This window comes from Methyloversatilis discipulorum (genome assembly GCF_000527135.1).
Taxonomy (GTDB): Bacteria; Pseudomonadota; Gammaproteobacteria; order Burkholderiales; family Rhodocyclaceae; genus Methyloversatilis; species Methyloversatilis discipulorum.
The window spans coordinates 2,047,722-2,070,247 of record NZ_AZUP01000001.1 but is presented as its reverse complement, the minus strand read 5'-3'; the positions used below and the strand labels follow the sequence as shown (position 1 = coordinate 2,070,247).

The following is a 22,526-nucleotide window of genomic DNA, read 5'->3' as shown; positions in this document are numbered from 1 at the left end:
GGATCGCTGCTTGCGCGCTACACTCCGCGCATGAACCGCTCCGATGATCTGCCGCGCTCCACCGCGTCGCTGCGACTGCATTTCCACAATGGCGAGCGGCTGGGGCCGGGCAAGATCGAGCTGCTCGAGCACCTGGCGCGCGAGCGGTCGATCTCGGGCGCGGCGCGCGCGATGGGCATGGCCTATCGGCGCGCCTGGTTGCTGATCGACGACATGAACCGCATGTTCGCCGAGCCGGTAGTGAAGACTTATCCCGGTCGTTCGCAGGGCGCCGGCGGCGCCGAGCTGACGCCCTTCGGCGAACGGCTGATCGCATTGTTCCGCGCCGCTGAGCGGCGAACGGCCGACGCGGTCGCGCTGCAATTGCGCGAACTGGACGAAGCGCTCAATCCGCAGCCGGCAGTTCAGGCGCCACGTCGGGACGCGGACGCCGGTTGAAGCCGACGCTGCGGCTGTCCAGCGCCACCGATTTCACCATCACCCAGACTGCTGTGCCCTGTTGCAGACCCAGCCGGTCGCAGGACTCGCGCGTGACCAGCGCGCGCAGCGAACTGCTCCCGAGGTCGACCGCGACGTCGGCGTAAGGACCTTCTCGCGGTGTGATGCGTGCGATCCGGCCGGGCATCTTGTTGGTGATCGACACGTCCATCGGACGCGACAATGCCAGTGCGACGTCGCGGGCGCGGATGCGCACGCGCACCGCGCAACCGAGATCAAGATCGATGCGCGGCACGCGCAATTGGCCGTCGGCGAAGCGCAGCGTGGTCAGCGCATAGTCGTCGTTGTGCTGCAGCACCGTGCATTCCAGCACCGAGCCCGCTTCGTAGCGACCGATCAGCGGCGAGTGCTCGGGGCGCGACATGATGTCTGCCAGCTCGCCGCTGGCGACGGTGCGGCCTTCGCTGACGATGACCAGATGGTCGGCCAGTCGTGTCACTTCCTCGATCGAATGGCTTACATAGAGCACCGGCAGTGCGAATTCCTGCGCCAGCCGTTCGATGTAGGGCAGCACTTCCGCCTTGCGCGGCGCATCCAGCGAGGCGAGCGGTTCGTCCATCAGCAGCAGCCCCGGTTGGCGCAGCAGCGCGCGGCCCAGCGCCACCCGTTGTTTCTCGCCACCGGACAGGTGATGCGGCCGGCGGTCGAGCAGGTGGGCGAGGCCGAGCACCTCGATCACGCTGTTCCAGTCCACCGGGCGCGGGCCGCGCGCGCGTTTCAGCCCGTAACGCAGGTTTCCACTCACCGACAGGTGCGGAAACAGCCGTGCATCCTGGAACACATAGCCGACGCTGCGGGCTTCGATCGGCAGATCGATGCCGGCGTCGGCGTCGAAGAACACGCGGTCGCCGACCGTGATGCGTCCGCGCGACGGCCGCACGATGCCGGCCACCGCGTTGATCAGGCTGCTCTTGCCGGCACCGCTGCGGCCGAAGATGGCGCTGACGCCGCGCGACGGCAACGTGACGTCAGCGTCGAGATCGAGCGCGCCGAGCCGGGCGCCGAACTGCAGTTCGATCATGGTCGCCCCAGCCAGCGCTGCGTGCGCCGGTTCAGCCATTCAGACAGCGTGATAGCGGCCACCGCCAGCGCCATCGACAGACCGACCAGACGCAGCGCGATGGCATCGCCGTCCGGCGTCTGTGTCGCGGTGTAGATGGCCAGCGGCAGCGTGCGCGTCTCGCCTTCGATATTGGAGGCGAAAGTGATGGTGGCGCCGAATTCGCCGAGGCTGGCGGCGAACGCCATCATCGCGCCGGACAGGATGCCCGGCAGCATCATCGGCAGCGTGATCGTGCACAGCACGTCGAGCCGGCCGGCGCCGAGCGTGCGAGCGGCCAGTTCGATACCGCGGTCGACGCCGTCCAGCGACAGCCGGATCGCTCTCACCATCAATGGAAAGGCCATCACTGCCGCGGCCACGACCACGCCTTCGGTCGTGAAGATGAGCTGGATGCCGAAGGTGTTCTTCAGCCAGGCGCCGAGCGGCGCGCGCGTGCCGAGCGAGATCAGCAGCAGGTAGCCGATCACCACCGGCGGCAGCACCAGCGGGGCGTGCACGATGCCGTCGAGCAGGGCGCGACCGGGCAGACGGGTGCGTGACAGCAGCCAGGCGACGCCCAGCGCGAAGGGCAGGCACAGCGCGGTGCTGGCCAGCCCGACACGGAGGCTGAGCAGCAGGGCATCCAGTTCGATGTCGCTCATCTATCCTTATTTGAGGCTGAAACCATATCGGGTGAATACCGCCGCCGATTCCGTGCCACGCAGCCACTGCATGAAGGCGCGCGCGGGGGGCGTGTCCTGTCCGGCAACGATGGCAGCAGGATAGGTGATCGGCGCGTGTGTGTCAGCGGGAAACACGCCGGCGACCCGGACCTTGGGCGACACCGCTGCGTCCGTCGCATAGACGATGCCGGCTGGCACTTCGCCACGTTCGACCAGAACCAGTGCCGCGCGCACCGAGTCAGCGCGAACCAGTTTCGGTTCCGCGACCGGCCATGCGCCGAGCCTGGTCAGTGCGTCCTTTGCGTACTTGCCCACCGGCACGTGGGCAGGATCGCCGGTGGCCAGACGACCGTCGCCGAGCAGCGCGGCGAGATCGAAGCCGGGTTTCAGCGTCACCGACGCCTTGCTGTCGGCAGGGGTCACCAGCACCAGGCTGTTGCCGAGCAGATCGGTACGCGTGCCGGCGGCGAGCAGCTTGCGCTCGGCGAGGTAGTCCATCCATTGCTCGTCGGCCGACAGGAAAACCTGTGCCTGGGCGCCGGCTTCGATCTGCCGGGCAAGTGCCGACGACGCTGCGAAGGAGAACTTGACCGTGTGACCGGAGCGTGTCTCGAACGCCTTGCCGATGTCCTGCAATGCGTTGGTCAGGCTGGCGGCTGCGAATACGACAAGCGTGTCCGCGTGGGCGGCGCCGGCAATGAGGCTCAGAGCAAGTGCTGACAGCAGGCGGGTGGGCAGCAGGCGGGCGAGTTTCATGGTCTTTCCTGTATAAAATTAAATACAGGACGATCGTACGATGAAATCCTGCGTGTGCCGCGGCGATGGGCAAAAAAAAGCCGGCGGCTGCCGGCTTTTTTTCGTGTGCGTCGCCGTTCAGCGCGCGACTGCGTCTGCGTTCGGCGCGATCGCGGCGAACAGGTCGCGCATCGTGGCGATGCTTGCGGCCTGCACCGCAGCGGCGGGGACCGTGCTGCCGTCCGGCAGCGGCAGGTCGCGCGTGGCGGTGGCGGCGGCGACTACGGTGGGCGCGTAGCCGAGGTTGAAGGCACCGCGCGCCGTCGAATTCACGCACATGTGCGTCATGAAGCCGGCCAGCACAAGCTGCTTCACGCCCAGCTTCTTCAGTTCTTCGTCGAGCGAGGTCTGTACGAAGCTGTTCGGGTAGTGCTTGGTGATCACCGTCTCACCGGCCTGCGGCGCGACGATGTCGGCGATGCGGCCGATCGCGGCATTGACGTCATAGGGCGTGCCCGGACCGGCGTCGTGCTGGATGTGGATGACCGGACGGCCGAGTTCGCGCGCGCGGTCGAGTACGCGTCGTGCTTCCAGCAGCGCCGCCTCGACGCCCGTGAGCTGCATGACCCCTTCACGGTAGGTGTTCTGGCAATCGATCATCACCAGGGCGGCGTCGGCAAGCAGGCCCGGCTCGTGGCCGAGACCCATCAGGTCGCGCAGCGTCGTCAGTGAACTCATCAGTGGGGTGTCCTTTCAGGTGGTGGAGGTTTCCTGCTCCTGCATGTGCTGCAGCGCTTCGATGACCAGCGGCAGCATACCGGTGTCGCCGCCGCGGTTCATCTGCTCGATGATCGCACGGCGCATGCGTGGTTCCCAGAAGCGACGGATGTGGGCGGCGACTTCGCGCACCGCTTCGTCGTGGTCGGGGTAGCTGTGAAAGAACTGGCCGATCTGGTTGGCCATCTTGACGAGATTCTGGATGTCCATTGCTTATTCCGTTCGATTCTTCGGTTCGGTGTAGATCGCCATGCGGCCGTCGCGGACAAAGCCGCACAGCGTGACGCCGGTGCGCACCGCCAGATCGATGGCCAGCCCGGTCGGCGCGGAAATCGCCGCCAGCAGGCCGCCGCCGACGCTGGCGAGTTTGAGCACCATTTCGTAACTGGCGCGGCTGGTGACGACCGCGAAGCCCTGCGCAGTGTCGACGCCGGCCAGCGCGACGGCGCCGATCAGCTTGTCCAGCGCGTTGTGGCGGCCGACGTCCTCGCGCACTGCGAACAGCGTGCCGTCCGCGTGTGCCCAGGCGGCGGCGTGTACCGAGCCGGTCAGCGCGTGCAGGGCCTGGCCCTCGCCGAGCGCGACGAGAGCACGGTGAATGGCTGCCTCGTCGAACGCGGGGCGCGCCGCAACCGGTTTCACATCGCGAGTGACCTGGCCGAGGCTGTCCACGCCGCACAGCCCGCAGCCTGTGCGCCCGGCCAGAGAACGGCGACGCGCCTTCAGCGCTTCGAAGGCGCGGTTGGACACCTGCATGCGCACCTCGATGCCGTCGGCGTGGTGCGCCGTGTCGACATCGTGGATCTCGGAGGCACGCGCAACGATGCCTTCAGCCAGGCTGAAGCCGGTGCCGAAGTCCTCCAGATCGGCCGGCGTGGCCAGCATCACGGCGTGCGAAATGCCGTTGTACACCATGGCCACCGGCACTTCCTCGGCCACGCATTCGACGCTGGCCGTGCGCACGCCGCCGCTGACACGCACGGCGCTGCGCAAACGCTGGGCGGGGTGCAGCACGGCTTCACCCGCGTCGCCCGCCTCGTCGCATGCAAGCAGCGGCCCACCCATATCGAGAGCCTGCACCGCGCCCACGACTCAGACCTTCTCGCGCTTCTTCGGCAGCAGGTCGATCTGCTGCTGCGAGAAGTCGCGGTAGCGCTGCTGCCATTCCGACGGCTGGGTCACCCGGGTCACCTCGACCGCGGTCACCTTGTACTCGGGGCAGTTGGTGGCCCAGTCGGAGTTGTCGGTGGTGATGACGTTGGCACCCGACTCCGGGAAGTGGAAAGTCGTATACACGACGCCCGGCTGCATGCGCTCGGACACGCGTGCGCGCAGTACCGTCTCGCCGGCGCGCGAGGTGATGCCGACCCAGTCGCCTTCGTTGATGCCGCGCGTTTCGGCGTCGGCCGGGTGGATTTCCAGGCGGTCCTCGTCGTGCCACATCGAGTTCGCGGTGCGCCGCGTCTGCGCGCCGACGTTGTATTGCGACAGGATGCGGCCGGTGGTCAGGATCAGCGGGAAGCGCTTGGATGTGCGTTCCTCGGTCGGCACGTACTCGGTCAGCATGAAGCGACCCTTGCCACGTACGAACTGGTCGATGTGCATGATGGGCGTGCCGTCCGGCGCCTGTTCGTTGCACGGCCACTGGATGCTGCCCAGTTCGTCCAGCCGCTCGTAGCTGACGCCGTGGAAGGTGGGCGTCAGCCGCGCGATCTCGTCCATGATCTCGGACGGGTGGCTGTAGTTCATCGGGTAGCCGAGCGCGTTCGACAGCATGACGGTGACTTCCCAGTCCTCCCTGCCGGCCAGCGGCGGCATCACCTTGCGTACGCGCGAGATGCGGCGCTCGGCATTGGTGAAGGTGCCGTCCTTTTCGAGGAAGCTGGAGCCGGGCAGGAAGACGTGCGCGAACTTCGCCGTTTCGTTCAGGAACAGGTCCTGCACCACCACGCATTCCATCGCGCGCAGTGCGGCTTCGACATGCTGCGTGTTCGGGTCGGACTGCACGATGTCCTCGCCTTCGCAGTAGAGGCCGAGGAAGGTGCCGTCCATCGCCGCTTCGAACATGTTCGGGATGCGCAGGCCCGGTTCCGGCTGCGGCTCGACGCCCCAGGCATCCTTGAACAGCATGCGCGTGGCGGCGTCGGACACGTGGCGGTAGCCCGGCAGTTCGTGCGGGAAGCTGCCCATGTCGCAGGAGCCCTGCACGTTGTTCTGGCCGCGCAGCGGATTCACGCCCACGCCTTCGCGGCCGATGTTGCCGGTGGCCATCGCCAGGTTGGCGATGCCGATGACGGTGGTCGAGCCCTGGCTGTGCTCGGTCACGCCGAGGCCGTAGTAGATCGCCGCGTTGCCGCCGGTGGCGAACAGTCGGGCGGCGGCGCGCACGTCGGCCGCCGGTACGCCGGTGTGCTGTTCCATCGCTTCCGGTGAGTTCTCGGGCTTTGCAACGAAGTCGCGCCACTGTTCGAACGAATGCCATTCGCAGCGCTCGCGGACGAAGTCTTCCTTGACCAGGCCCTCGGTCACGACCACGTGCGCCATCGACGTGATCAGCGCGACGTTGCTGCCGGGCTTCAGTTTCAGGTGCTGTTCCGCCTTGATGTGCGGCGAGCGCACGAGATCGATGCTGCGCGGGTCGACCACGATGAGCTTGGCGCCTTCGCGCAGGCGGCGCTTCATCTGCGAGCCGAACACCGGGTGGCCGTCGGTCGGGTTGGCGCCCATCACCATGATGACGTCGGCCTTCATCACCGAGTCGAAGGTCTGGGTGCCGGCCGACTCGCCCAGCGTCTGTTTCAGGCCGTAGCCGGTGGGCGAATGGCAGACGCGGGCGCAGGTGTCGACGTTGTTGTTGCCGAAGGCCGCGCGAACCAGCTTCTGCACCAGATAGGTTTCTTCGTTGGTGCAGCGGCTGGACGTGATGCCGCCGACCGAGTCACGGCCGTGTTTGGCCTGGATGCGCTTGAATTCGGAGGCGGCGTAGTTGATCGCCTCGTCCCAGCTGACCGGCTGCCAGGCGTCCTCGATGCTCTTGCGGATCATCGGCGTGGTGATGCGGTCGGCGTGCGTGGCGTAGCCGAAGGCGAAGCGACCTTTGACGCAGGAATGGCCGTGATTGGCGCCGCCGTCCTTGCTCGGCACCATGCGTACCACGGTCGTGCCCTTCACTTCGGCGTCGAAAGAGCAGCCGACGCCGCAGTAGGCGCAGGTGGTGGTGACCTTCTTTTCGGCCTGACCGTGTTCGATCACGCCCTTCTCCATCAGTGTCGCGGTCGGGCAGGCCTGCACGCAGGCGCCGCAGGACACGCATTCCGATTCCATGAAGGGCTGGCTCTCACCCGGGCTGACGCGCGAATCGAAGCCGCGGCCGGAAATGGTCAGCGCGAACGTGCCCTGCGTTTCTTCGCAGGCACGGACGCAGCGGTTGCAGACGATGCACTTGGACGGGTCGTAGCTGAAGTAGGGATTGGATTCGTCCTTCTCCTTCGTCAGTGCCGACAGCAGGTCGAAGTGGTTCTTGCCCTTCATGCCGTAACGCACTTCGCGCAGGCCGACCACGCCGGTCATGTCCTGCAGTTCGCAGTTGCCATTGGCCGAGCAGGTCAGGCAGTCCAGCGGGTGGTCGGAAATGTAGAGCTCCATCACGCCGCGGCGGATGTCCGCCAGCTTGGGCGTCTGGGTGCGCACCTGCATGCCGGCTTCGGCGATCGTCGTGCAGGAGGCCGGGTAGCCGCGGCGACCTTCGATCTCGACCAGGCACAGGCGACAGGAGCCGAAGGGCTCCAGGCTGTCGGTCGCGCACAGCTTCGGAATGCTGTTGCCGCATTCCTGCGCGGCGCGCATGACCGAGGTGCCGGCCGGCACCGTGACTTCGATGCCGTCGATCGACAGCGTGACTTCCTTTTCCGACTCGCGGGCGGGTGTGCCGTAATCGGTTTCTCTGGGTAATGACATGGCTGTTCTCCTGGATTCTCGCGTGCTCAAGCCGCTTCGGTCTTGTCGACGCCGAAGTCTTCGGGGAAATGGTTCAGTGCCGACAGCACCGGGTAGGGCGCCATGCCGCCGAGCGCGCACAGCGAGCCGTTGAGCATGGTGTCGCACAGCGACTGCAGCAGCGCGATGTTCTTGCCGCGCTGTTCGTTGGCGACGATGCGGTCGATCACTTCGACGCCGCGCGTCGAGCCGATGCGACAGGGCGTGCATTTGCCGCAGGATTCGATGGCGCAGAACTCCATCGCGTAGCGGGCCATGTGCGCCATGTCGACCGTGTCGTCGAACACCACGATGCCGCCGTGGCCGATCATCGCGCCGTTCTTCGCGTACTCCTCGTAGTCGAGCGGCAGGTCGAACTGCGACGCCGGCACGTAGGCGCCGAGCGGACCGCCGACCTGCACTGCGCGCACCGGACGGCCGGACAGCGTGCCGCCGCCGAAGTCATGGATCAGTTCGTTCATGGTCAGGCCGAAGGCCTTCTCGACCAGCCCGCCGCGCTTGATATTGCCGGCCAGCTGGAAGGGCAGGGTGCCGCGCGAGCGACCCATGCCGTAGTCGCGGTAGTGCGCGCCACCCTTGGCCAGGATGATGGGCACCGACGCCAGCGAGATCACGTTGTTGATCACGGTCGGCTTGCCGAACAGGCCCTGCAGCGCCGGCAGCGGCGGCTTGAAGCGGACGATGCCGCGCTTGCCTTCCAAGCTCTCCAGCAGCGAGGTCTCTTCGCCACAGATGTAGGCGCCGGCGCCCAGGCGCACTTCCAGTTCGAACGCCTTACCCGAGTTGCGCACGTCCTGGCCCAGCCAGCCGGCGGCGCGGGCGCGACGGATCGCTTCCTTCAGCGTGGCGAAGGCGTGCGGATACTCCGAGCGCAGATAGATGTAGCCCTGGGTCGCGCCGACCGCGATGCCGGCGATGGTCATGCCCTCGATCAGGCAGTAGGGGTCGCCTTCCATGATCATGCGATCGGAGAAGGTGCCGGAGTCGCCCTCGTCGGCGTTGCAGACGATGTACTTCTGGTCGGCAGAGGCGCCGAGCACCGTGTTCCACTTGATGCCGGTCGGGAAGGCGGCGCCACCGCGGCCGCGCAGGCCGGATTCGGTCACTTCCTTCACCACGTCGGCGCCGCTCATCGCCAGTGCGTTGTCGAGGCCGACGAAGCCGCCGTGGTCGACGTAGTCATCCAGGCTCAGCGGGTCGGTGATGCCGATGCGCGCGCTGGTCAGGCGTTCCTGATTCTTCAGGTAGGCGATGTCGTCGGTCGGGCCGAGCGACAGCAGGTGCTGGCCGCCGTTCACGAAGCCGGCGTCGAACAGCGCAGCGACGTCGCTGGCTTGCACCGGGCCGTAGGCCATGCGGCCGGCCGGCGTCTGCACTTCCACCATGGGTTCGAGGAAGAAGGCGCCGCGCGAGCCATTGCGCACCAGCTCGATCGCGATGCCGCGCTTCGCCGCTTCGGCGGCGATCGCCTTGGCGACCTTCTCGGCGCCCAGCGACAGCGCGGTCGAATCGATGGGAACGTAGATGCGCGTGCTCATGCCGTCACCTCCGCACGCAGCTCGGCCACGATTTCGTCGAAGCGTTCCGGCGTGACGCGGCCGACGATGTCGTCATCGATCCGCAGCGACGGACCAACGGCGCAGTTGCCGAGGCAGTACACCGCCTCCAGCGTCACTGCACCGTCGGCGGTTGTTTCGTGGAAGTCGATGCCGAGACATTTCTTCGCGTGCGCTTCGAGCGCAACGGCACCGACGGCCTGACAGGCTTCCGCCCGGCAGACCTGTACCACGTGGCGGCCGGGCGCGTGGCTGCGGAAGTGGTGATAGAAGGTGATCACGCCATGCACTTCGGCGCGCGACAGGTTCAGTCCCTTGGCGATGACCGGCACGGCCTGTTCAGGCACGTGGCCGAACTCGTTCTGGATGGCGTGCAGCATCGGCAGCAGCGCGCCGGGCAGATCGGCGTGCCGGTCGACCAGCGACTGCAACTGCCGCCCGTCGACACCGGGGTTGGGGTGGTGCGATGACATGGCTCTCTGTCTCCTGCTGAATCCCTAATTGGAACTCTTGTTCATAATTGCTAATCAGCCACCATCAAGGTCCAATAATGGCTTCGCAATGCAGGTTAGCAGCCGATTTTGCTTTTAACGATATGAAAACAAATGCCTAACATGCGCATCCAGATCGAACCGGCGTGGCGCTTCCGCAATGCCGAAGGACGGGAGATCGACCCGCTGCTGTTCCGTGTGCTGGCCGCCGTGCAACGCAGCGGAAAACTGACCGAGGCGGCGCGCGAGGTCGATTTTTCATACCGCCATTGCTGGAACCTGATCCGCACCTGGTCGGCCTTCTTCGGCACGCCACTGGTCGAGCTGTCGCAGGGCAAGGGCGCAGAACTGACGCCGCTTGGCGAGAAGCTGACCTGGGCGGCGCAGCGCATCCAGGCTCGGCTGACGCCGCAGCTGGAGAACCTGTCGGTGGAGATCGACCGCGAGATCAACGCGGCGCTGATGGACACGCATCCGGTGCTGCGGCTGCATGCGAGCCACGGCTATGCGATCGCGCTGATGCCGGAACTGATGGAGCGGGTGGCCGGTGTGCGGCTGGAACTGCAATACCTCGGGTCAATCGACGCGCTGGGTTCGATGTCTCGCGGCAGCTGCGACATCTGCGGCTTCCATCTGCCGAGCGGACGCGTCACGCCGGAACTGGCGGCGCGACTGAGCCGTTACCTGAAGCCGCGTGCGCACCGCGTGATCCGTCTGGTCACGCGCACCCAGGGCCTGTTCGTCGCCGCCGGCAATCCGCTGAACATCCGCTCGCTGCAGGATCTGGTGCGCCCCGACGTGCGCTTCATCAATCGTCAGGCCAGTGCCGGTACGCGCGTGCTGCTCGACCTGTTGCTGGCCGAACAGACCATAGATCCGGACGACATCAGCGGCTACGAGACGGTCGAATTCACGCACGCGGCGGTCGCCGCGCACATCGCCAGCGGCATGGCCGACACCGGCTTCGGCGTCGAAGCGGCCGCCAGCCAGTTCAAGCTCGATTTCGTGCCGATCGCCGAAGAACATTACTTCCTCGCCTGCCGGCTAGAGACGTTGGAGTTGCCGTCGATGCAGCGCATGCTCGATGCGCTGAAGTCGCCTGACTTTGCGAGCGCGGTGTCTACGCTCCCCGGCTATGCGCTCAATTCGCCCGGCGAGGTGCTGTCGGTGGTCGAGGCGCTGCGCGCCTGAGCACCGCTGGAGGTGGAAATGAAAAACGCCGCATCAAGCGGCGTTTTTCTCTCAAGGCGGCCCGGGTGATCAACCTCGACGCATCGCGTCGAAGAATTCCCCGTTGCTCTTGGTGGCCTTGATCTTGTCGAGCAGGAATTCGATCGCTTCCAGATCGTCCATGTTGTACAGCAGTTTGCGCAGGATCCAGATCTTCTGCAGGATTTCCGGCTTCAGCAGCAGCTCTTCGCGGCGTGTGCCCGAGCGGTTCACGTTAATGGCCGGGTAGACGCGCTTTTCCGCCATGCGCCGGTCAAGATGGATTTCCATATTGCCGGTGCCCTTGAATTCTTCGTAGATCACGTCGTCCATGCGGCTGCCGGTTTCGATCAGCGCGGTGGCGATGATGGTCAGGCTGCCGCCTTCTTCGACGTTGCGCGCGGCACCGAAGAAGCGCTTCGGCTTCTGCAGCGCATTGGCGTCCACGCCACCGGTCAGCACCTTGCCGGAAGCCGGCTGCACCGTGTTGTAGGCGCGGGCGAGACGGGTGATCGAGTCGAGCAGGATGATCACGTCCTTCTTGTGCTCGACCAGGCGCTTGGCCTTCTCGATCACCATTTCGGCGACCTGTACGTGGCGGGTGGCCGGTTCGTCGAAGGTCGAGGCAACCACTTCGCCCTTCACCGAACGCTGCATTTCGGTCACTTCTTCCGGGCGCTCGTCGATCAGCAGCACGATGAGCAACGCTTCCGGGTGATTGACGGTGATCGCGTGCGCGATGTGCTGCATCATCACCGTCTTGCCGGTCTTCGGCGGCGCCACCAGCAGCGCGCGCTGGCCCTTGCCGATCGGCGCGATCATGTCGATCACGCGCGAGGTGGTGTTCTCTTCGCCGCGCATGTCGCGTTCGAGCTTCAGCGGCTCGGTCGGATGCAGCGGCGTCAGGTTCTCGAACAGGATCTTGTGCTTGGTCGCTTCCGGCGGCTCGCTGTTGATGCGATCGACCTTGACCAGCGCGAAGTAGCGCTCGCCATCCTTCGGCGTGCGGATTTCACCTTCGATGGTGTCGCCGGTGTGCAGGTTGAAGCGGCGGATCTGGCTCGGCGACACGTAGATGTCGTCGGTGCCCGCCAGATAGCTCGCTTCCGGCGAGCGCAGGAAACCGAAGCCGTCGGGCAGCACTTCCAGCGCACCGTCTCCGAAAATGCTCTCGCCCTTCTTCGCCCGGTTGCGCAGGATGGCGAACACGAGTTCCTGCTTGCGCAGCCGGTTGGCGCCTTCGATCTCGAAGGACTGGGCCATTTCGAGCAGCTGGCTGACGTGGAGTGCTTTCAGTTCGGAAAGGTGCATGGTGAAGATCTGCGACAGGCGGGGTGGGGAGATGGAGCGGTCTTCCGCTCCGGCGGGCAGGGCGCGGATACGCGCCCGCCGCAGGGTAGGTGTTACAGGTGGCTGTCCAGGAAGGCGGTCAGTTGGGACTTCGACAGGGCGCCGACCTTGGTCGCCTCGACATTGCCGTCCTTGAACAGCATCAAGGTCGGAATACCGCGGATGCCGAAGCGCGCAGGCGTTTCCTGGTTCTCGTCGATATTGACCTTGGCCACGCGCAGCTTGCCGGCGTAGTCACGCGCGACCTCGTCGAGGATGGGAGCGATCATCTTGCACGGACCGCACCACTCGGCCCAGTAATCGACCAGAACCGGCAGGTCGGCCTTGATGACCTCGGCTTCGAAACTGGCGTCGGTGACGTGGTGGATGTGTTCGCTCATTGTTTCCTCGCGGTGCTTGACTGGGAAAGTGGATTCTGTGAATCGGAAGGTCTTCGGGGGTGTATCGGGAAGAACCGGATGCCTCGTGCCGGACGCCACGGTTCGGGACGCCTGCAGGACTGGATGGATGTTGCGTGCCGAAAGGTGAGTGTCGGGTCGCTGGACTGGGTTTTCCGGCCACTCACGGAGCGGCCCGGTTCGGGGCTTGCTGAAACCCGGCCGCCGGGGTGATCACGGTATCGGCGTCCCCTGCGTCGGAGTTCAGGGTTTCTGCACTGTTTGCAAGATGCTAATACAAAAAACAGTCGGGCGTGCAGAGGCAGATGGCAAGGAAATACAAAAAGTCATGGCGACATGTCGCAGCGGCACGACAGCGTGGGCGAGGTGCCGCCGCGCCCCGGTGCTAAACTCCCGCGTCCGGAAGAGGTGCGGCGCGCCTGTGTTTCGCAGTCTGCAGGCTGCCCCCGCGTGCCGAAGCCCCTCGTGAATTCAGCCTTTTTCAGCCCATGCATGGCCTGCCTGCGAGTGCAGAGCCCCCGCCCAACGGAGAAATCATGACCTACGTCGTCACCGAATCCTGTATCAAGTGCAAATACACCGACTGCGTCGATGTGTGCCCGGTCGATTGCTTCCGCGAAGGCCCGAATTTCCTGGTGATCGATCCGGACGAGTGCATCGACTGCACGCTGTGCGTCGCCGAATGTCCGGCCGAAGCCATTTTTGCCGAGGACGACGTGCCGGCGGACCAGGTGCAGTTCATCGAACTGAATGCCGAACTGGCCAAGGAATGGCCGGCCATCATCGAGCGCAAGGACGCGCTGCCCGACGCCGACGACTGGGCCAAGGTGAAGGACAAGCTCGGCATGCTCGAGCGCTGAGCGCGCTCCCCGTTTCCTTTGTTCGCCCGCGCTGACGCATGAGCGGAGCGGGTTTCGACTCCGTCACGCTGCCCCCCGGTCCGGACCTGTTCGGCCGGGTGGCACGCATCCTCCTCGATCGCCACGGCGACGCGCTCGCCGACTGCGACCTCATCCTGCCGTCCATCACGCTGGCACCGGCGCTGCGCAGCGCGCTGTCGGCCGCCGCCGGTCGTGCACTGTTCATGCCGCGCGTGCTCACGCCGCAACTGCTGGCCGCGCGCTGGAGGGGCGACGCGGCGACCGACCCGGATTCGCGGCGTCTGCTCGGGCTGGTCGCCCAGCTGCGTCGGGTCGGCTGGCTGGGCGACGCCGACCTGTGGGCGGTGGCGCGCGAGCTGATGGATCTCGCCGATACGCTGGCCGATGTGCCGGTGCCGGACGAGGCCGCGCTGGAAGGCGCATTCGCCCGGGCGCACGCACTGCACGACAGCGCAGCGCTGTCGCTGGAGGCGCGGCTTGTTCACGCAGTGTGGCTGGCGGACAGCACCGGCACGCCCGGTCACGCCCGGGCGACGGCGCAGGCGCTGTACCGGGCGGCTGCGTCGGCGCGGCGGCCCGTGGTGGTGCTGGCCGACACGCTCGATCCCGCTGCGGACTGGCTGGCTGCGTTCGCGCGACGCGTACCTGTGCTGCACATCGACGTACGTCGTTCGGCGGATGAAGACGCGTTGTCGCGCGCGCTCGACGCGGCCTGGCCGGTCGCTGCCGACGACGCGCGCACGTTGTGGTCGCGCCGCGTGCCGGCGGACGCGGCGCAGCGTCTGCGCGACCGCGTGCGGCTGGTCAGTGCGCAATCGCTCGAACAGGAGGCGCAGCACGCGGCCGCGTGCATTGCGCGCTGGCTGGCGGACGGACGCCGCCGCATCGCCCTGGTCGCCAGTGACCGCGAAGCCGCCCGCCGTACCCGTGCCTTGCTCGAACGCAGTCAGGTGCTGCTGGCCGACGAAACCGGCTGGAAGCTGTCCACCACGCGCGCCGCGGCGACGGTCGATGCCTTCCTGCAGTGCCTGGCGTCCGACGGCTATCACCGCGACCTGCTCGATCTGATCCGCTCGCCCTATGTCGCCGGCGACATGGACGCCGACACGCACGCGCGGGCGATCGCCGAGGTCGATCACTGGGTGGTGCGGCGCAACCATGTCGACGGCCTGCAGGCCTTGCTCGCTGATGCGGCGCGCGAACTGGCGGGGCGGGCAGGTGCAGCACTGATGATCCCGTTCGCGCAGGCAGCGAACCTGATGCCGACACAGGCCGCGCCCGCCGCCTTCTGGATCGAACGGCTGCTGGCCGCGCTCGACGCATTGCACGCGCGCACGGCCTTGCTGCAGGACGCGGCCGGCGCGCAGGTGATCGCGCTGCTCGAACAACTGCGCGCGGACAGCAGCGGCGTGTCGCTTGCACTGACCTTCGCCGACTGGCGCCAGTGGCTCAACGGCGAGTTCGAGCGGGCGCTGTTCCGCGACACCGCGATCGACAGTCCGGTCGTGCTGACCCACCTTGCCGCGACCCGGCTGCGCGCGTTCGACGCCGTGTACGTGATCGGTGCCGACGGCGAACATCTGGCGCCACCGCACCTGCGCGGCGTGCTCGGTCACGAAGGGCTGCGACGCGAACTCGGGCTGGCCGACACGCAGCAGGCGGCACGCCAGCTGCGCGAGGACCTCGCCGGACTGATCCTGAACAGCGAAGAAATCGTGTTCAGCTGGCAGGCGCAGCGCAACGGCGAAGCCAATCTGCCAAGCGCCGACCTGCAGTTGCTCGACCTGATGTTCACGCGCGCCGGCCTGCCGGGTGCCGTCAGCGCCGCGCCGGCACAGCCCGACCCCGAGCCGGCCGCGCTGCCGCGGCAGACCAGCGCGCCGGTGCTCGAAGCCGATCGGGTGCCGCAGCGACTCACCGCCAGCGCGATGGCCGATCTGATGGCCTGCCCCTACCGCTACTACGCGCGCCGGGTGCTTGGTCTGGGCGAGGGCGACGAGGTCGAGGAAACGATGGGCAAGGGCAGCGTGGGCGAACTGGTGCATGCGCTGCTGCACGATTTCCATGTTGCACATCCGCGCCTGGACAGCGAAACGCCACAGGCGCTGGCAGGCGACATGCGCGCGCGCATCGCCGCCGCCTTCGATAGCGCGATCGGCCGCAACTTCCAGGAGCACGTCTGGGCCGATCGCCTGCACGAGCGCGCCGACGCCTACGTTGCCTGGGCCTGCGCGCGCGAGGCCGAGGGCTGGGTGTTCGACAGCGGCGAGCAGTCGCGCGCGCGTCCGCTCGACCTGCCGGACGGAGGCGTGCTGTCGCTCGAAGGCCGCATCGACCGCATCGACCGTGGTGCCGCCGGCGTGTCGCTGCTGGACTACAAGCTGCGCAGCAGCGAAGCCGTGAAGAAGAGCGTGCAGGGCGGCGAGGACCTGCAGCTCGCTTTCTATACGCTGCTCGAAGGCGACACGGTGAGCGAAGCGGCCTATCTGGCGCTCGACGAGCCGGCGCCGGTGGCGCATCCGCAGGCCGAGCCGCACGCGGCGGCGGAGGCGCTGCAGGGACTGATCGGAACGCTGTTTCGGGCGCTGCGCGCCGGAGCCGCGCTGCCTGCGCACGGCGATGACCGCGCCTGCGCCTACTGCGAAATGCGCGGCCTGTGCCGCAAGGACTGGCGCTCATGAACGACGGCCTGCGCGCACTCGACCCATCCGCCAGCGTCGTCGTCGAGGCCTGCGCCGGCAGCGGCAAGACGTGGACCCTGGTGTCGCGACTGATCCGCCTGTTGCTGGCCGGCGTGGCACCGGGCGAGATACTGGCCATCACCTACACGCGCAAGGCGGCCCGCGAAATCGACGAGCGGTTGCAGCACTGGCTGGGCGAGCTGGCGGTGGCGGACGACGCCGGGGTGATCGCCTTCCTCGATCAGCGCGGGGTCGATGCGCGCAATGACGCGGCGCTGATCGAGCGTGCGCGTGGCTTGTTCGAACGCGTCGCCGGCGCCCGCCCGGGACTGACGATCAACACCTTCCACGGCTGGTTCTCGTCGCTGCTCGGCGCCGCGCCGCTGTCGGCGGGCCTCGGCGGGCTGCAGCTGGCAGAGCGCACCGCACGCCTGCGCGACCAGGCCTGGGGTGTGCTGATGCGGCGTGCCGGCAGTGCGCCGGATGGCGAACTGGCGCAGTCGGTGCGCTGGCTGCTCGCGCAGGCCGGTCTCGCCGGCGCGCGCAGCCTCGCCGAATCGCTGATCGAGCGGCGCGCCGAGTGGCAGGCCTGGCTGGCGGCGCACGACGGGCTCGACGGCGTGTTCGCGCATCTCGAATCCTTTTTCGGCGCCGATCGTGAAGCACCGGTCGATGCACTGGCGCAGGACGCCGCGCTGCGCGCCGCAGTGCTGGAACTCGCGAAGCTGCTGGGGCAGGGCACGGAGGCGCAGCAGCGCAAGGCGGTGGCGCTGGAGACGGCCGCCAGCCAGCACGACGCCCAGGCCTTCTTCGACGGTCTGTGCGCCGAACTGCTGACCCGCGCCGGATTGCCGATCGCGTTCAAGCCGGGCAAATCGATGGAAAAGATCGGCGCAGCCGAGCGCACGCAGCAGTTGTTCGAGTCCTGCGTCGAGCGGCTGCTGGCCTGCCTGCACGCGCTGAGCGACCGCGCTGCCTGGGAACTGAACCGGCATGCGCTGACCGTTGCCTCGGCCATGCTTGACGCCTACGACCAGGTCAAACGCGGCGCCGGCGTGCTCGATTTCGGCGACCTCGAATGGCAGGCGGCGCGCCTGCTCGGCGACGCGCAGACCGGCCCCTTCGTGCAGGCGCGGCTGGACGCGCGCTACACACATCTGCTGCTCGACGAGTTCCAGGACACCAATCCGCTGCAGTGGCAGGTGCTGATGCACTGGCTCGACGCTTATGCGCCAGACCAGATGCAGCCGCGCGTGTTCGTGGTCGGCGATCCGAAGCAGTCGATCTACCGCTTCCGCCGTGCCGATCCGCGCATCTTCGCGCACGCGCGTACGGCTTTCGCCGAGCGTTTCGGCGCCATCGACATCCGGCGCAACGAAACGCGGCGCAGCAGCCCGGCGGTGGTCGAGGTGGTCAATGCGCTGTTCGGGGCGCTCGACGTGTTCGAAGGTTTCGCGCCGCACGGCACGACGCAGGTCGGCCTGCCCGGCGTGGTCGAGGTGCTGCCGGCTTTCGGCCACGACCCTGATGCGCCGGAAGAAGCGCCGACGAACGATTCCGGCCTGCGCAATCCGCTCACCACGCCGCGCGTGATGGCCGAGGACAGCAGGCGCCGCCGCGAGGCCGACGCGATGTGCGCGCGGCTGCAGGCGATGGTCGGGCGGGTCGCCGTGCGCGATGCGCACAGTGGCGCCGTGCGGCCGGCGCGCTACGGCGACATGATGATCCTGCTGCGTCGGCGCACCGGTCTCGCCGTCTATGAGGCGGCGTTGCGCGCACACGGCATTCCTTACTTCGGTGCCAGCCGCGGCCGCCTGCTCGACACGCTTGAGGCGGCCGACCTGCAGGCGCTGCTGCGCTTCCTCGCCGCACCGGCCGATGCGCTGGCGCTGGCGCACGTGCTGCGCAGCCCGTTGTTCGCACTGTCCGACGCGCACCTGTTGCGCCTGACCAGCGCCGGACCGGCCTTGTGGCCGGCGCTGCGCGGCGCGCGCGAGGGCGATGACGCCCAACTGGCACGTGCCGCCGCGCTGCTGAGCGACTGGCTGGCCGCGGCGGTACGGTTGCCGGTGCACGATCTGCTCGACCGCGTGTTCCACCAGGGTGAGCTGATGCAGCGTTATGCCGCTCTGGTCGATCCGATGGCCTGGCCGGGTGTGCGCGCCAATCTGGAAGCTTTCATCGAACTGGCGCTCACGGTCGATAGCGGTCGTTTCCCCAGCCTGCCGCGCTTTCTCGACGAACTCGCACGATTGCGCAACGAGGACGACGAGGCGCCGGACGAGGGGCTCATTCTCGGTGAGGACCCGGCACGCGGCCGCGTGCGCGTGCTCACCGTGCATGCGGCGAAGGGGCTGGAGGCGCCCATCGTCTGGCTGGCCGACGCCATCGCCAAGCTGCGCGCCGACAGCGGTGCGCGTGTGCTGCTGGCGTGGCCGCCGGGTGCGCCGGCGCCCGAACACCTGTCGCTGCTGCAGCGCAAGGAGAACCAGGGGCAGGCGCGCGCCCGTTTCATCGACGCCGAAGCGCGCGCTGCGGCGCGCGAGGACGCCAATCTGCTGTACGTCGCGGTCACCCGGGCGCGGCAGTTCCTGTTCGCCAGCGGCGTCAGCCCGGCGCGGGGCGCGGCCGACGACAGCTGGCTGGCGCGTCTGCAGACTGCGCTGCGCGCGTGCCCGTCGGTACAGAGCACCGACGACGGCGCGCTGCGCCTGAGTGCAGGCACGGCCGATGCGTGCCCCGATATCGACACGGTTGCCGCGGCGCCGACAGCTGCCGAAGCGCTTCCATTGGCACCGGTGGGCGAGCGCCGCGTGGTGGTGCAGATGAACGACGCGCAGATCTGGGGCACCGGCCTGCACGCCTGGCTGGAAGCGCTGGCCTGCGGCGAACCGCCGCCGCCGCGTCCGCCGGCGCTCGACGCGGCGCGCTGGAGCGAACTTGAGCGCCTTGCGCGCGCCATGATCGAGAGCGCTGCGCTGCGCCGTTTCTTCGATCCGTCGCTGCATGGCTGGGCGGCCAGCGAAGTGGAATTCGTGCTGCCCGACGGCAGCCTCGGCCGCATCGATCGCCTGGTCGAGTTCGACGACGAGATCTGGATACTGGATTACAAGAGCGGGGAGGGCGCGGGATTCGCCGAGGAATATGCCGAACAGCTGCAGCGCTACGCCGAGTCGGTACGCCTGATCCGCCCCGGCAAGACGCCGTGCGCCGCGCTGCTTCGGCCCGACGGGCGTCTGGATCGCCTTTTCTGAACGCCGGCGCTTTGCGGCGCCGACGCTTTTGACTACCATCGACGCATGGTCATCCGCAGCGCGCACCCCGTGCCCGCGCGGCGAGGAGGAGAGTGGCAACCATGCAAGTACATGAAATCCTGCGCATCAAGGGCACCGTGCTCTACACGGTGGCGCCGCAACAGACGCTGGGTAACGCAGTCGTCACGATGACCGACCTCGATGTCGGTTCGCTTGTGGTGATGGAGCATGGCCGCATGGTCGGCATGCTCACCTTCCGTGAAGTGCTGCGCTCGGTGCGGGCGTCCGGCGGCGACTGGCAGTCGCTGACCGTATCCGCCGTCATGCATCGCGATCCGGTGACCGCCCACCCGGACATGGAAGTCGACGAACTGCGCCGGCTGATGCTCGAACACCGCTGTCGCTATCTGCCCATCATGGAAGGCGATACGCTGATGGGCGTGCTGTCCTTCCACGATGTCGCCCGTGCGATGCTGGAAGAGCAGAGTTTCGAGAACCGCATGCTGAAGAGCTATATTCGCGACTGGCCGATGGAAGACATGTCGGGTTGATGCCCGGCCGCACGATCATGCAGCACGCTGCCGCGTTCGCGCGTCAGCGGCACGATGACGCGAGGAGGCGGTAATGGAGAAGGTGTGGCTCAAAAGCTACCCCAAGGGTGTTCCGGCCGAGATCGATCCGTCGGAGTTCATGTCGGTCGGCGAGGTGTTCGAGCGCAGCTGCCGCGAGTTCGCGGAGCGCGATGCCTATGTCTGCATGGGCAAGGCCATCACCTATGCCGAACTCGAACGCCTGAGCGCCGCTTTCGCGGCCTATCTGCAGTCGGTGCTCGGCCTCGCGCCGGGGTCGCGCGTCGCGATCATGATGCCCAATGTGCTGCAGTACCCGGTGGCGATGTTCGGTGCCTTGCGCGCTGGCTACACCATCGTGAACTGCAATCCGCTGTACACGCCGCGCGAGCTCGAACACCAGCTCAACGACAGCGGCGCCGAAGTCATCGTCGTGCTGGAGAACTTCGCCTCGACGCTGCAGCGCGTGATCGAGCGCACCGCGGTGCGCCACGTCGTCGTCACCGCACTGGGTGACCTGCTGCCAGCGCCAAAGGGCTGGATCGTCAATCTTGTTGTGCGCCACGTGAAGAAGATGGTGCCGTCGTTCGACCTGCCGTCGGCGGTCCGCTTCAACGAGGCGATCAAGCTGGGGCTGGGGCACACGCTGAATCCGGTCAATGTCGTGCACGAAGACATTGCCTTCCTGCAATACACGGGCGGCACGACCGGCGTGGCCAAGGGCGCCATGCTCACCCATCGCAACATCGTGTCCAACATGATGCAGGCCGATGCCTGGATACGACCCTTCGTGAGCGGGCCGCAGATCGTCATCACCGCGTTGCCGCTGTATCACATCTTTGCGCTGACCGCGAATTGCCTGGTATTTCTGAAGCTCGGCGCGACCAACATACTGATTACCAATCCGCGTGACATTCCGGGTTTCGTCAAGGAACTTCAGAAATACCGCTTCACTGTCATTACCGGCGTCAATACGCTGTTCAATGCGCTGCTGAACAACCCTGATTTTGCGAAGCTGGATTTTTCCGGATTACGCGTTTCGCTGGGTGGCGGCATGGCGGTGCAGCGAGCGGTTGCAGAACGCTGGAAGAAAATCACCGGTCAGCCCTTGATCGAAGCTTACGGCCTGACCGAAACCTCTCCGGCCGTGTGCATCAATCCGCCGGATCAGAGGGAATTCAACGGTGCGATCGGGTTGCCTGTGCCGTCCACTGAAATATCGATACGCGACGATGAGGGGCGGGAAGTGCCGCCGGGCGAGACCGGTGAATTGTGCGTGCGCGGCCCGCAGGTGATGAAGGGTTACTACCGTCGTCCGGCGGAAACCGCCCAGGTGATGACGGCAGATGGCTTCCTGCGCACCGGCGACGTCGCCACGATCGACGAGGCCGGTTTCGTGCGCATCGTCGATCGCAAGAAGGACATGATTCTGGTGTCCGGCTTCAACGTCTATCCAAACGAGGTCGAGGACGTTGTCGCGGCCTGTGCCGGCGTGCTGGAGTGCTGCGCGATCGGTCTGCCGGACGAGCATTCGGGCGAGGTGGTGAAGGTGTTCGTCGTCTCCAAGGACACGACGCTGACCGCCGATGCGGTGATTGCTCACTGCCGGACCCAGCTCACCGCATACAAGATTCCGCGCCACGTTGAATTCCGCAGCGAACTGCCAAAGACGAATGTCGGAAAGATATTGCGCAGGGCGCTCAAGGAAGAGGCCGCAGCGGCGCGGAAGCAATGAAAAAAGGCACCTTGCGGTGCCTTTTTTGTGCGCGACCGAATCGCGATCAGGATACGCGGGCGGCAGCGAGTTCGTCTGCGCTCATCGCCGCGAGCCAACCCGGCTTGCGGCCGGCAGCACCGACTTCCTTGATTTCACCGGTGGCCGGATTGCGGTATTTGCCCGGTGCGATCTTTACCTTGGCCGCAGCTGCCGGACGACCCGAGCGACGCGTTGCTCCACCGGACAGACCGACATCGGAGGCCGACAGATTGTATTTCTTGATCTTGGCACGCACGTCCGAAATGACTTCTTCGAGCTCAGCCCGGCGTACTGCTTCAGCCTGTTGCTGCAGTTCCGCGATTTTTGCCATCAATTCGTCGTAGCTCTGACCGGACATTGCGTTGTCTCCATGGGTTAAGGAAATCGAATGATAAGCGCGGAAATTCATTCCGTAAATTGATTTGATCGAATTTCCGCTCGTAATTCGATCAGGGTGCAATATCATTTTGCGCGGGAAAATGCGGCCGGCATCGGCGCGCGCGGTGACGGTGAAACAGCGTGAAACGATAGGCCGCTTGACGTGGGTCAAGACCCGGAAGCGGGCGAGCACCTAACCTTCGGGCCGGATCATGCGTGCGTGCGCCCATGCGGGCGTGGCGGTGCAATTTCAATGTGGGAGCAGGCAAAAA

At 66.6% G+C, this 22,526-nt stretch carries 19 protein-coding genes; 7 read left to right on the top strand and 12 right to left on the bottom strand.

The window, feature by feature from the left end; all coding sequences use genetic code 11:
* Positions 1-30: 30 nt before the first annotated feature.
* On the top strand, positions 31-438 hold the full coding sequence (locus tag METFAM1_RS0109530; RefSeq protein ID WP_019919382.1) for a winged helix-turn-helix domain-containing protein: 408 nt from the start codon (positions 31-33) through the stop codon (positions 436-438).
* On the opposite strand, the gene modC is transcribed toward METFAM1_RS0109530, so the two are convergent.
* The 9 genes from modC to METFAM1_RS0109485 form a co-directional block, all read right to left on the bottom strand.
* A complete protein-coding gene (modC, locus tag METFAM1_RS0109525) occupies positions 386-1,558 on the bottom strand; it encodes a molybdenum ABC transporter ATP-binding protein (RefSeq protein ID WP_019919381.1) in 1,173 nt (390 codons plus the stop codon). The genes METFAM1_RS0109530 and modC overlap by 53 nt on opposite strands.
* On the bottom strand, positions 1,516-2,202 hold the full coding sequence (gene modB, locus METFAM1_RS0109520; RefSeq protein WP_019919380.1) for a molybdate ABC transporter permease subunit: 687 nt from the start codon (positions 2,200-2,202) through the stop codon (positions 1,516-1,518). The genes modC and modB overlap by 43 nt, the downstream gene beginning before the upstream one ends.
* A gap of 6 nt (positions 2,203-2,208) precedes the next feature.
* Positions 2,209-2,979: a molybdate ABC transporter substrate-binding protein gene (gene modA, locus METFAM1_RS0109515; RefSeq protein ID WP_019919379.1), complete on the bottom strand. Its 771-nt coding sequence runs from the start codon at positions 2,977-2,979 to the stop codon at positions 2,209-2,211.
* 117 nt (positions 2,980-3,096) lie between these two features.
* Complete coding sequence (locus METFAM1_RS0109510; RefSeq protein ID WP_019919378.1) at positions 3,097-3,696, bottom strand: cysteine hydrolase family protein; 600 nt, start codon at positions 3,694-3,696, stop codon at positions 3,097-3,099.
* A gap of 15 nt (positions 3,697-3,711) precedes the next feature.
* On the bottom strand, positions 3,712-3,945 hold the full coding sequence (locus METFAM1_RS0109505) for a formate dehydrogenase subunit delta (RefSeq protein ID WP_019919377.1): 234 nt from the start codon (positions 3,943-3,945) through the stop codon (positions 3,712-3,714).
* A gap of 3 nt (positions 3,946-3,948) precedes the next feature.
* Positions 3,949-4,800, bottom strand: coding sequence for a formate dehydrogenase accessory sulfurtransferase FdhD (fdhD, locus tag METFAM1_RS0109500; RefSeq protein ID WP_019919376.1), 852 nt, complete (start codon positions 4,798-4,800; stop codon positions 3,949-3,951).
* A gap of 27 nt (positions 4,801-4,827) precedes the next feature.
* Positions 4,828-7,692 (bottom strand): formate dehydrogenase subunit alpha, encoded by a 2,865-nt coding sequence (gene fdhF / locus METFAM1_RS0109495; RefSeq protein ID WP_019919375.1) that lies wholly within the window; start codon positions 7,690-7,692, stop codon positions 4,828-4,830.
* A 26-nt stretch (positions 7,693-7,718) separates the two neighbouring features.
* Entirely contained in the window at positions 7,719-9,269 is a 1,551-nt protein-coding gene (locus METFAM1_RS0109490) for a formate dehydrogenase beta subunit (protein ID WP_019919374.1), read from the bottom strand.
* Positions 9,266-9,760, bottom strand: coding sequence for a formate dehydrogenase subunit gamma (locus tag METFAM1_RS0109485; RefSeq protein WP_024300605.1), 495 nt, complete (start codon positions 9,758-9,760; stop codon positions 9,266-9,268). The genes METFAM1_RS0109490 and METFAM1_RS0109485 overlap by 4 nt, the downstream gene beginning before the upstream one ends.
* 132 nt (positions 9,761-9,892) lie before the next feature.
* Here METFAM1_RS0109485 and METFAM1_RS0109480 point away from each other — a divergent pair, with 132 nt between their 5' ends.
* On the top strand, positions 9,893-10,969 hold the full coding sequence (locus tag METFAM1_RS0109480; RefSeq protein WP_232419710.1) for a substrate-binding domain-containing protein: 1,077 nt from the start codon (positions 9,893-9,895) through the stop codon (positions 10,967-10,969).
* A gap of 69 nt (positions 10,970-11,038) precedes the next feature.
* On the opposite strand, the gene rho is transcribed toward METFAM1_RS0109480, so the two are convergent.
* Together rho and trxA are read right to left on the bottom strand one after the other, a co-directional pair.
* A complete protein-coding gene (gene rho, locus METFAM1_RS0109475) occupies positions 11,039-12,298 on the bottom strand; it encodes a transcription termination factor Rho (RefSeq protein WP_019919371.1) in 1,260 nt (419 codons plus the stop codon).
* Between the two features lie 92 nt (positions 12,299-12,390).
* Positions 12,391-12,717 (bottom strand): thioredoxin TrxA, encoded by a 327-nt coding sequence (gene trxA / locus METFAM1_RS0109470; protein WP_008062188.1) that lies wholly within the window; start codon positions 12,715-12,717, stop codon positions 12,391-12,393.
* A 554-nt stretch (positions 12,718-13,271) separates the two neighbouring features.
* Between trxA and fdxA the strand changes: the two genes are divergently transcribed.
* From fdxA to METFAM1_RS0109445, 5 genes are all read left to right on the top strand, one after another.
* Positions 13,272-13,595, top strand: a complete 324-nt coding sequence (fdxA, locus tag METFAM1_RS0109465) for a ferredoxin FdxA (protein WP_019919370.1) — start codon at positions 13,272-13,274, stop codon at positions 13,593-13,595.
* A gap of 38 nt (positions 13,596-13,633) precedes the next feature.
* Positions 13,634-16,297, top strand: coding sequence for a PD-(D/E)XK nuclease family protein (locus METFAM1_RS0109460; protein WP_019919369.1), 2,664 nt, complete (start codon positions 13,634-13,636; stop codon positions 16,295-16,297).
* The gene (locus METFAM1_RS0109455; RefSeq protein WP_019919368.1) at positions 16,294-19,551 is read left to right on the top strand and encodes a UvrD-helicase domain-containing protein; all 3,258 of its coding nucleotides are present in this window, start codon (positions 16,294-16,296) and stop codon (positions 19,549-19,551) included. The genes METFAM1_RS0109460 and METFAM1_RS0109455 overlap by 4 nt, the downstream gene beginning before the upstream one ends.
* Before the next feature lie 101 nt (positions 19,552-19,652).
* Positions 19,653-20,102, top strand: coding sequence for a CBS domain-containing protein (locus METFAM1_RS0109450; protein WP_024300604.1), 450 nt, complete (start codon positions 19,653-19,655; stop codon positions 20,100-20,102).
* Between the two features lie 73 nt (positions 20,103-20,175).
* Positions 20,176-21,855, top strand: coding sequence for a long-chain-fatty-acid--CoA ligase (locus METFAM1_RS0109445; RefSeq protein WP_019919366.1), 1,680 nt, complete (start codon positions 20,176-20,178; stop codon positions 21,853-21,855).
* Positions 21,856-21,901: 46 nt separating this feature from the next.
* Here the strand turns inward: METFAM1_RS0109445 and METFAM1_RS21185 are convergent, their stop codons facing one another.
* Positions 21,902-22,447 (bottom strand): H-NS histone family protein, encoded by a 546-nt coding sequence (locus METFAM1_RS21185; protein WP_232419709.1) that lies wholly within the window; start codon positions 22,445-22,447, stop codon positions 21,902-21,904.
* Between the last annotated feature and the right edge of the window lie 79 nt (positions 22,448-22,526).